9 protein-coding genes and 1 pseudogene are annotated in these 10,321 nt (G+C 70.2%); 1 reads left to right on the forward strand and 9 read right to left on the reverse strand.

The window, feature by feature from the left end; all coding sequences use genetic code 11:
* A pseudogene (locus ABI385_RS13090) lies at window positions 1-209 on the reverse strand (hypothetical protein); the annotation flags it as partial.
* Window positions 210-219: 10 nt separating this feature from the next.
* On the opposite strand from ABI385_RS13090, the gene ABI385_RS13095 reads away from it, so the two are divergent.
* Window positions 220-582, forward strand: a complete 363-nt coding sequence (locus tag ABI385_RS13095) for a hypothetical protein (protein WP_348104191.1) — start codon at window positions 220-222, stop codon at window positions 580-582.
* Between the two features lie 213 nt (window positions 583-795).
* Here ABI385_RS13095 and ABI385_RS13100 read toward each other — a convergent pair whose 3' ends face one another.
* From ABI385_RS13100 to ABI385_RS13135, 8 genes are all read right to left on the reverse strand, one after another.
* Complete coding sequence (locus ABI385_RS13100) at window positions 796-1,767, reverse strand: zinc-binding dehydrogenase (RefSeq protein ID WP_348104192.1); 972 nt, start codon at window positions 1,765-1,767, stop codon at window positions 796-798.
* An 87-nt stretch (window positions 1,768-1,854) separates the two neighbouring features.
* Window positions 1,855-3,849: a PQQ-dependent sugar dehydrogenase gene (locus ABI385_RS13105; RefSeq protein ID WP_348104193.1), complete on the reverse strand. Its 1,995-nt coding sequence runs from the start codon at window positions 3,847-3,849 to the stop codon at window positions 1,855-1,857.
* 95 nt (window positions 3,850-3,944) lie between these two features.
* Window positions 3,945-4,475: a GtrA family protein gene (locus ABI385_RS13110; protein WP_348104194.1), complete on the reverse strand. Its 531-nt coding sequence runs from the start codon at window positions 4,473-4,475 to the stop codon at window positions 3,945-3,947.
* A gap of 52 nt (window positions 4,476-4,527) precedes the next feature.
* Window positions 4,528-6,513, reverse strand: a complete 1,986-nt coding sequence (locus ABI385_RS13115) for a hypothetical protein (protein ID WP_348104195.1) — start codon at window positions 6,511-6,513, stop codon at window positions 4,528-4,530.
* An 8-nt stretch (window positions 6,514-6,521) separates the two neighbouring features.
* Window positions 6,522-7,772, reverse strand: coding sequence for a glycosyltransferase family 2 protein (locus ABI385_RS13120; RefSeq protein WP_348104196.1), 1,251 nt, complete (start codon window positions 7,770-7,772; stop codon window positions 6,522-6,524).
* Entirely contained in the window at window positions 7,769-8,509 is a 741-nt protein-coding gene (locus ABI385_RS13125) for a class I SAM-dependent methyltransferase (protein WP_348104197.1), read from the reverse strand. The genes ABI385_RS13120 and ABI385_RS13125 overlap by 4 nt, the downstream gene beginning before the upstream one ends.
* Window positions 8,510-8,658: 149 nt before the next feature.
* Complete coding sequence (locus ABI385_RS13130) at window positions 8,659-9,543, reverse strand: glycosyltransferase family 2 protein (protein WP_348104198.1); 885 nt, start codon at window positions 9,541-9,543, stop codon at window positions 8,659-8,661.
* On the reverse strand, window positions 9,536-10,321 hold a 786-nt coding region (locus ABI385_RS13135), incomplete at its 5' end, for a glycosyltransferase family 1 protein (protein WP_348104199.1). The genes ABI385_RS13135 and ABI385_RS13130, both read right to left, overlap by 8 nt.

Raw genomic sequence — 10,321 nt, forward strand, 5'->3', positions numbered from 1 at the left:
GGGCCCCGGATCGCGGCATACCGGACGTCGATGGTACCTAGGGTCTCCCAGGCCGGCGAGGTGTCGGCACCGTTCCACCAGATCCGGCCGGACCGGTATTGCTGGTAGACACCGCCCCCGACGCTGACGCGCCCACTCGTCGCCGGACCCAAGGGCCCGGACGGTCCCCCGAGGGCGGCGTACCGGGAGTCGACCGGGTCGGCGACCACCGCCTGGGGTGTGTCCGATGACGGGGACGGTGGGGACGGTGGGGACGGTGGGGACGGTGGGGAAGACGACCACGAAGGGGGCGCTGGCTCGATGGTCGAGGGCCCGGATCTGGGAGTGGCCGGGCGGCCGATCTCGGTCGGCGATGGGACTGCCGTCGTCGGTCCAGAGAGGGTGGTGGCGCTCGGCCCGGTCGGGGTCGTGCCGGGAACGGGTGCCGTTGTCGTTGAAGGGGTTGCTGCTGAAAGCGACTCCGGCGGTGCCGAGGCGCTGGTGGTGGCGCGGGCGGCGGGCTCGTCCGCCGCGCGGGCCGTCGGGGCGGCGGCGGCCAGCGACCCGACCAGGATCGCAAGCACGCACATCCGACGTCTGTAACCGGCCAATCGCGGAGCCATCCGTACCTCCATCACAGTGACGGCACCTGCGCCGTCGACGAGACCCTGCTGGTGGCCCACGGTAACGGCCGATCGCGGGAGCTCACCCTCACCGGTCGGCGTGTTGGTTCCCGGTGGTCGGCGTCGCCGGCGCGGGGGCGGATGAACGCGGCGGTGGGTGAACGGGGCGGTGGGTGAACGGGGCGGCTGGACTTCAACCCACCGTGAAGACGACCTTGCCGAACACGTCCCCGCCCGCCATCCTGGCGAACCCCTCCCGCGCCTGAGCGAGCGGGCGCACCGAGTCGACCACAGGTTGAATCTGCCGGTCCGTGACGAACCGGGCCAGCCGGCCCAGCTCCTCACGGGTCCCCATCGTAGAACCGACCACCCGCAGCTGGCGGAAGAAGATCTTGGTCAGCTCTGCCTTGACGGGGGCGTCCCCGGAGGTGGCCCCACAGATGACGATGGTCCCACCGGGGTTGAGGGAGTTGACCGAGTGCGACCAGGTGGCCGCCCCGACGCTCTCCATGACGGCATCGACGCGCTCGGGCAGGCGGGCCCCCGAGGGAAATGTCCGGTCAGCACCGATCTCGGCGGCGCGGTCGGCCTTGGTCTCGTCACGGGTCACCACCCACATCCGCAGGCCGGCCGCAGACCCGAGCTGGACCAGGGCGGTGGCGACGCCGCCCCCCGCTCCCTGGACCAGGACGGTCGAACCGGGGGCAACGTCCGCGTTGGTAAACAGCATCCGGTATGCCGTAAGCCAGGCGGTGGGCAGGCAGGCCGCCGTCTCCCACGACATCGCTTGCGGCTTCGGGACGAGGTTAGCCCTGGGCACACTCACCCTCTCGGCGAGGGTCCCGTCGTGGAGCTCGGACAGCAGCGACCGGGCTGGGTCGAGGGTTTCGTCACCGCTCCACCCGTCACTCGCGACGACGCTGTGCACGATGATCTCGTGGCCGTCCTCGTCGACCCCCGCGCCGTCACACCCGAGGACCATCGGCAATCGGTCCGCCGGCAACCCGACGCCCCGCAGCGACCACAGGTCGTGGTGGTTAAGGCTCGCCGCCTTGAGCGTGACCGTGGTCCACCCGGCCCGGCTGCCGGGTTCGGGCCGCTCCGCGACTTCGAGGGCACCTACCGGGTCGTCGGGATCGGTCCGGGCGGCGTAGGCGGCGAGCATCCCATCACGATAGTGACTTCCAGACCACCGGTCGGGCATCCGTTAGTGCGTCCGTGGCGCGCGGCCGCGGCGCGGGTCGGTCGGCGCCTACGACAGCGTCCCGCCCAGCGAGCGCCACCCACCGGAGCCCGATCGAGCGTCATAAATCCACAGCCCCCGGTCGACGCCCCGGCCGAGCACGGCGTAGCCCTGCTGCCCGGGGGTGACCAGGGCCAACGACCCGGTCAGGGTCCCGCCCAGCAGATGTGCCGAGCCGTCGAACACCGAGGCCCGACCCTCGTAGCCCACGTACCCCACCGCGAACCCGGACCCGTCACCGGACCGGGTCGCATACGCGACGGCCGAGCAGGTGACGACCCCGCTCGCGACGTAGCCGCCGGTCGGTCCCGTGCGGTCGACCGGCATCGTGAAGATGCGCCCGTCGTCGCCGCGGACACCGACCCGGCCCACCCCCGTGTCGGGGTCGACGGCGGCCCCGGGGGCGGCACTCAGGGAGCCCCCGGCGCTGTTCCACGACGTCCAGCCGCCTCCCGTCGTCCCGCGCAGGGACCACAGGGCACGGTCGGTGCCGCGCCCCGCCACCACGAGGGTGCCATCGTCGAAGGAGACGGCGGCGGGAGAGGACGTGAGGGTGCCCCCGAGTCTCTCCCAACCGCTCCAACGCCCCGCGTTGCTCAGCCAGCCATGGTTGAGGATCCCCTCGTATCCGACGACGAAGACGTCGACCCGCCCACCGGCCGAGGAGACGGCGGCGGGGCCGTAGCTCGCGATGCCACCCAGCGACGTCCACGGGCCTGCCCCGTCGACCTTGCGGTACCAGACCGCGCGGTCCGTCCCGACGACGAAGGTCAGCAGGTCTGCACCCGAAACCGTGGCGGCGACCGGTGTCCCCGGAGTGGCCGGCGGTCCGGCGCACACCGTCTCACCGGGGGTCGTCGTCGGCGCCACACGCAGGATGCGGTCGTTGCCCGACCCGTTGCTGGTCGTCACGTAGAGGGCTCCGTCAGGGCCTTGCACCGGCTCACGCAGCCGGCCGTAGGTGCCCTGCAGCTCCGGGACGTCGACCGACCCCTGCAGCACGTTCTGCGGGCTGATGCGCAATGCCTTGAGCTGGCTCGCCTTGAGTGCCGCGCCGATGAAGACACCGTCGAGACCTCCCCACTGCGACCCCGACAGCCAGGTGCCCCCGGACAGGGCCAGGGTCGGGGCGCCCGTAGCGAACACGGCGGGAACCGCGTTCGGGTACTTGGCCAGGTCCGTCATCGGGACGCCCTCGTTGTAGCCAGGCACAGGGTCGTATCCGTAGTTGCCCCCGGCGACAAGCCGGTTCACCTCGTCGTCGCGGCCGGTCCCCTGCTCGACGGACCACATCTCGTTCGTGCCCGGGCGCAACGACAGACCCTGCACGTTGCGGTGCCCGTAGGTGTAGACAAGCCTGGTCTTGGCGTTCCCGGACGAGATGAACGGGTTCCCGGGTGCAGGAGCCCCGGCCGTCGTGACGCGCAGGACCTTGCCGTTCAGGCTGGTGAGGTCCTGCGGGTTGGTGCCGACGGTAGCGTCGCCGGTGCCGACGTAGAGCAACCCGTTGGCGTCGAAGCGGAGCCGGCACCCGCTGTGGCGGGCGTTGTTCTGGATGCCGGTGACCACGTTCTGAACGCGAGTGGCCCTGGTGTAGCCGGTGTCTACCTGCCACTTCACCACTCGGACGTCCCGCCCGTCGCCACCGGTGTGGCCTTGACAGGTGTAGAAGGTGCGGTTGCTGGAGAACTGCGGGTCCACGACCAGGCCCATCAGCCCCGACTCGTCCGAGGCATACAGATCCGACATGTCCGCAGTCACGGTCCTGACCTCACCCGTGGTCAGCCGGGCCTGCAGAGAGCCAGCCCGTTGGTCGAAGAGCATGGTCCCGTCGGGGGTGAAGGTGAGGTCCCATGGGATGTCGAGGCCGCTCACCACCGTCGTGACGGCCAGCGGGGGTCCGACGTCCGCGGCCGCGGGCGGGCTCATGACGAGAGCCCCGGCGGCGACGATGCCTGCCGCGAGAACCGAAATGGTCGACCTGCTCTGCCGAATGCCTGCCATGGTGCCCTCCGAGAGGCAGAAGCCCGTGTGGACCAAGCAGTACCCACTGTACATAGGGAGTCTGACGGAGCCACCCGAGCGCTACGCGGACGTCGTCAGGCGGACGCCTCAGCCGCCGCCTCGTCCACCAGGCCCGCCGCCGCGACCGCGGCCGGCAGGTCGTGCGTCTGCGACGGCTCCGTCGGACTCGTGAAGACGAACGTGCGATAGGCATAGAACCTGAAGGCTGTGCCGGCGACCAGGCCGATGACGTTGGCGGCGATGTTGTCGGCCAGCGGGGAGGCGAAGCCCAGCACGTAGTGCGAGATCCAGAGGATGCCGAGCGCGATGCCCAGCCCGATCGTGCACATCAGCAGGTAGAGAAGGAACTCGCGAGCCCGTTCCTTGCGACGCTGGTGGCGGAACGTCCAGTAGCGGTTGCCGACCCACGAGAAGACTGTGGCGACACCGGTGCTGGCCACCTTGGCCATCAGCGGCTGGCCCTCGAACATGGGGTTGTCGCCGGTGTGCTGCAGGAGGTTGAAGGTGGACACGTCCACGACGTATGCCCCGGCGCCGACCACGCCGAAGGTCGCAAGCTGGCGGACCAGTGTCCGCCAGGACGGCAGCAGGCGCTCGAGGTTCATGGCAGCCACGCCCGCCCGGCGGCACGAGGAGACGCTGAGCCGCTGCGGCGCGTCACCTGGACACTGCGTAGAGGTAGATCGTCCGGCCGGCTCCGTTCCAGGGGACCGTTCCCTGGCTCCGTAGGCAGGAGAACCCGCTCAGGGGCTGGTCGGATAGCACGAGGTCGGGTGCAAGCAGCGCGCCGGACGGACCGCATGGGTTGATCCGGATCTCCAACGCGTCGGGCGCCAACCGGATCAGCTTCGCCTGGGCGGCGGCAGGGTCGGCCACCCACCGGTACCACGCGTAGTTGTTCCACAGGTCCTCCTGGGTGGGAGCCAGCGCCTGCATGAGCTGGCGGTCCGGGTAGTGAGTGGGCCCCGAGAGGACACTGGCGCCGCTCGAGATGGCCAGTGACACCAGCTGCTGAGATCCGACATACGGAGGTTCCTCGAAGGTGATCACCCGCAGGTCGGGGCGGGCGGCGACCCGCTGCTCCAGCGTGGTCACCACGGGTTCGTCCGCCAGCGGGCCGAGGCCTTGGTACAAGGGGTTGACGACCGCCCACATCCCGAAGCAATACAGGGCCAGCACCGCGCAGCCGAGCCACCGGGTACGCCCGTAGACGAGCAGAACCGCCCCCCCGGCGATGCATGCTGCGCTGGCTGCCACGTAGGCCCACGACACGGGTGCGAGCACCGCGAAGTGCTGACGAGCCCAGATCGTGGCCAGCACCGTGGCGCCGATCCCGGCCAGCCAGAGCAGCCCCTCAACGACCGGGCGCCGAACCGGACGCAGGGAGACGAGGGCGAGCATGATGACGACCAGGAGTCCCATCGCCAGTTGAAGGCGACCCGGCTGCACTCGCTCGAGCTGGGTCACCCTGCCCACGATTGCCGGCAGCGGCGCGAAGGCCCAGGCCAGGAGCAGCCCCGAGGTCAGCAGCATCAGGAGGGCGGTGGTCCGCAGGATCGGGGCGGCCTCGTCGTCACCAGGCGACGAGTCCCCCGTTCCGCGAGCCCTGGTGAAAACCTGCTGCGCCAGCAGCAGGACGGCAACGGCCGTCACCCCGGCCGGAAGCCAAGCGGAGCTCACCTCGGGCACAAGCAGCGGAGCCTCCAGGATCCAGGGGTTCAGGGGTGCCCCCAGGAAGACGTCGAGCCTACCCCCCCCGGAGACGCTGCGTCGCTCGCCGGGGTAGATGGTCTGCGCACTCGCCGCGATTGCGGCGCGATGGGTGAGGAGGAAGGCGACCAACGCAGTGGCGGTCACCGCCAGAACGGTGCCGTAGGTGACCAAGACGTGCCGCCACGGGAACCGGTAGTCGATGGTCAGGCCGACGATCAGGGCCGCGGCCACCAGGCCGACCGACACCGTCCACGGAGGATAGATGATGACGACCAGGGCGACGGCCGCCCAGGCAGCAAGGAGGGCCCAGAGGATCCTGGCCAGCGACCGGGCGCGAAGAGACGCCAGCACCCCGCTGACCCCGAGCCCACCGAACCCAAGGAACAGCGCTGTGGACGGTGACGAAAAGACGGCGGTGTAAGGCGAGAACGTCGCCATCAGCGTGAGGCCGACGGCCACCGCCGTCCTCACTCTCATCGCTCTGAACAGGCCGATGAGACCGACGATGCTCAGCGCGAACGAGCTCCACCAGTGCCAGGACAACCCACGGTCGGCGGGGAAGAAGACATATCCCCAGTCCTGGGGACGGAACACCGTGGTCCAGTCACGACTCGGTCCGGCGAGCACGGCCGTGGCCACGTCGGTCTCGGTCAGGCCCAGCTGACGTTGCGACGGCAGGCCAGCGCGGTCGTTACCCACGCTCGACGGCGTGTTGATGCTCCACTCGTCCCCGCGCCAGGCCCGGGGCTGTCCCGCGATCAGGCTCGAGTCGGGGCTCCCGTTGCGCAGCCAGCCCACCGAGCTGCCGTTGACGTCGGCGACGACGAGTGCTCCGAAGACCACGAGGGTGAGCAGGCCCACGACGAGCAGCGGAGCGTTAGACGGTGTTCGTATGCGCTCAGGGGTGTGGCGCTCGAGCAGACTAGACATCCCGAGCCTCAGTGGGATTCTGGCTGCTCGGTGCCGATCTGAGTTAGGCTCATCGTGAAGCTCACCATCACCAGCTGCAGGCCGCTGACCACCATCACCATGCCCCACATGGGCAGTCGGAGCGACGACTGGGGGTCGAGCGAACCGAAGTCCACACTTGTCCAGTGGAAGAAGGCCGCGACGAACGCTGCGGCTCCCAGCAGGATACTGAGCACGCCGGCGACGACCCCGCGCTCCAGGGTGACGCGTTGGAGCGCTCTTTCGAGGCCGGCGTGCGCGGGGAGCAGCCCCAGATGGGTCGCGTAGGACCGGGCCACCGTCGCCAGTCCCATCGCCTGGGTCCCCATCACTACGGCGGTGGCGCACACCAGCATGGTCTGGATGCTGAAGGACACCTGTCCGACCCGTAGGGTTCCGAAGGACAACCAGACCATGCCGACGAGCCCGAGCAGAGTGAGCACGGCCCCGGGGAACACCATGAGCCACCGGGGACTCAGCGCCAGAAGGAAGCGCAGGTGACGCCAGCCGTCCCGCCAGGTGCGCAGGTGGGGGGGGCGGCTGCGTCCGTCGGGTCGCAGCGTCGTCGGGACCTCAACGATGCACATGTCGCTGAGCGACGCGCGGACGACCATCTCGCTGGCGAACTCCATCCCGTCCGTGCGCATGCCGAGCTCGAGGACCTCGGCCCGCCGGAACGCCCGCATGCCGCAGTGGAAGTCGTTGATGGGCGCGCGGAATAGAACCCTCCCGAGCCGGGACAGCACCGGGTTGCCAAGGTAGCGGTGCAGCCAGGGCATGGCACCGGGGGCGATCCCGCCGGCGAAGCGGTTCCCCATGGCCAGGTCTGCACCCGAGCGCAGCGCGTCGAGGAAGGGGCCGATATCATCTAGTGCGTAACTGTCGTCGGCGTCGGCCATCAGCACGTAGGTTCCCTCCGCGGCGGCGATGCCGCCACGCAGGGCCGCTCCGTAGCCGCGGCGGGCGATGGGCACGAGGCGCGCCCCTTCCTGCTCGGCGATCTCCTGCGACCCGTCGGTCGACCCGTTGTCCGCGACGACCACCTCGCCGACGACTCCAAGCTGGTGCATGGACTCCGTGGCCTTGCGGATGCACACCGCCAGCGTCTCGGCCTCGTTCAGACACGGGAGGACCACAGTGAGCTCGATGGTCTTGCCGGGCGTGGTCGCCGCCGAGACGGGCACGTGCCCGAGCACGCGGTCGTCGGTCCGAAGCACCCTCCCGGGGTGGATCTCGCTCATGACGACGGCACCCGACCCACCGCGAACACCGACTGCCCGAAGGGAGCCCTGTGTCCCTCTTCGAACCGGTGCGCGGCCGGGACGACGAACCGGTCCCAGACCGACAGCAGGGGCCCGTCGCCGGGGGTCATCCGCAGCAGGCGCATGCCGACGAACCAGGCCAGCAGACCCGGCATGTTGACGTAGGTCATCGTCTCGACCGTAAGGCCGGCTCGCTGGTATGCCGACGTGAGGCTGGCCTTGGTGTAGCGCCGGTGGTGGCCCACCTCACGGTCGAACTGACCGAGGGCGAAGTTGAAGGCGGGGACCAGCATGATCACGGCACCGCCGGGCCGCACCAACGTGTGGGCGGCCCGCAGGGCCTCGGCGTCCGCCTCGATGTGCTCGAGGACGTTGAAGCCGACGAAGGCGCTGTGGTCGCCGAGCTCGGGCCGAAATACGTCGATCGCGGTGACGCTGACCCGGTCGTCGCCCCCGAACCGGGACCGCAGGTGCGACAGGCGGCTCTCGTCGACCTCGGTGACCGTGACGGAGGGGACACCCTGGTCGAGCCAGGTCTGGGCGTAGTCGCCGAGGCCGCTGCCGAGCTCGACGGGCGAGTCACCGAGATACGGCATGGCCAGCGAGGTGAGCCAGGCATGGTAGTTCTCGGCCGACGCCACCGACTCCAAGGTCTGGGTCTGCAGGAGGGAGTCACCACTGGCGGTAACCCGGTCGGGCGGCGTGAACTCGGCCATGCATGCCTCCGTCTCGCCGACGTGGAGCCCGGGATGTTTGGGCGGGTCGCCCGAGCGGGTTGCAGGAGTCGACACCGTGCGTCAGCCAGACATACATTACCTGTACTGCTTGCCCCCACGATGCGCCACGCCCACCACGGGGCCGACGTTCACGCGCGACGCATCGGCTGCGCCCCGTGTACCACGCGTCCGAGGCGTCGCGACAACTGGTAGCGAGCCCACAGACCGGAGCGCAGGACCACCCGCAGCAGAGCCCAGCGAGGACCGGCATACCGTCGTGACAGATATCGGTAGGCGCTCGCGTGGTGCGCACGGGACATCGGCTCAAGGTTCTGGGACGTCGAATGGCCTCCTTGGTGGACCACCGTCGCGCTCGGAGCGTAGACGACCTCCCAGCCCTCCGCCGCGATCCGTTCGCACAGGTCGGTGTCCTCGAAGTACATGAAGTAGCCCTCGTCGAAGCCCCCGACCGACTCGAACGCCTCCCGGCGCAGCAGCAGGCACGACCCCGACAGCCAGCCCGTGGTGCCCTCGACCGGCGTGCCCCACTCACGTCGGTAGGACGCGGTCCACGGGTTGGCTGGCCATATCCACCCCACCGTCGCGTGCACGATGCCGCGTCCCAGCGACGGCAGCTCCCGGGCCGACGGGTATAGCCGTCCGTCCAACGTGTGGATCCGGGGCCCGAGCACGCCAGCCCTCGGCCATCGGGCGGCGACCGCCAGCAGCTCGTCAAGACAGCCCGGTTGGAAGGCGATGTCGGGGTTGACGACCAGCAGCCACTCCTCACCCATGCCGGACGCCCCCAGGTTGGCCCCTCCTCCATAGCCGAGGTTGCGCCCGGCCTCGGCCAGCTCGACGTCGGGCACGGCAGCCGCGTAGTCGACGGTCCCGTCGCTCGAGCCGTTGTCGACGACGACCACCTGCGGGTTGCCGCCCCCGGCCTCAGCCAGCGTCGCAAGGAAGGAAGGCAGTGTCTCGCGCGACTGGTAGGTGACCACTACGACCCGAAGCCCTGATAGCTGCTCAGGCACGGGCACAGACCCGTTCGTAGACGGCGAAATGGCCGCGCGCCGTTGCCTCCCACGTGAAACCGCTGGCGCGCTTGAGGCCCGCGGCGCCTAGCCGGGCTCGCTCCGCAGGGTCCGCGAGAAGCCGGGCCAGCGCGTCCGCGATGTCGGATGCGTCGGGCGTCACGGCGTAGGCGACGGCGTCGCCTCCGACCTCGGGCAGCGAGAGGCGCCTCGTAGTCAACACCGGAGCGCCGCAGGCCATGGCCTCGAGGACCGGCAGACCGAAGCCCTCACCGAGTGCCGGGTACGCGACGACCTCGGCGCTGCCCAGCAGCGCCGGCACCAGCAGGTCAGGTACGAAGCCGGGTCTGATGACAGTCAGACCCTCGGGTACAGCCGCCAGCGCGGGGTCGATACCTTCGTCCCAGCCTCTTCCGCCGGCGAGGACGAGAACGGGTGGTTCGGAAAGCGCGCCACAGGCGGTGACGAAGGCCTGGATGAGGGCGGGGACGTTCTTGCGCGGCTCAAGGGTGCCCAAAAAGGCTACGTAGGCCTCCCTAGGCCTCAGGCCCAACCACCCACGGACGTCGTGCACCGCCGCGGGGCTCGGGGGGCGGAACCGGTCGTGGTCCACCCCGTGCGGGACGACGGCGATGGCCTCGGGGGGCGTCCCGGTGTGGCGGACGACCTCGGCGCGCGTCGCCTCGCTCGGAGCCACCAGGGCGTCCGCCCGCCGCCCCGCGACCCGCGTCCACCCTCGGAAGAAGCGGCCCTTGACCCCGAGGTGCAGCTCGTGGTC

This window comes from Lapillicoccus sp., assembly GCF_039935575.1.
GTDB lineage: Bacteria > Actinomycetota > Actinomycetes > Actinomycetales > Dermatophilaceae > Lapillicoccus.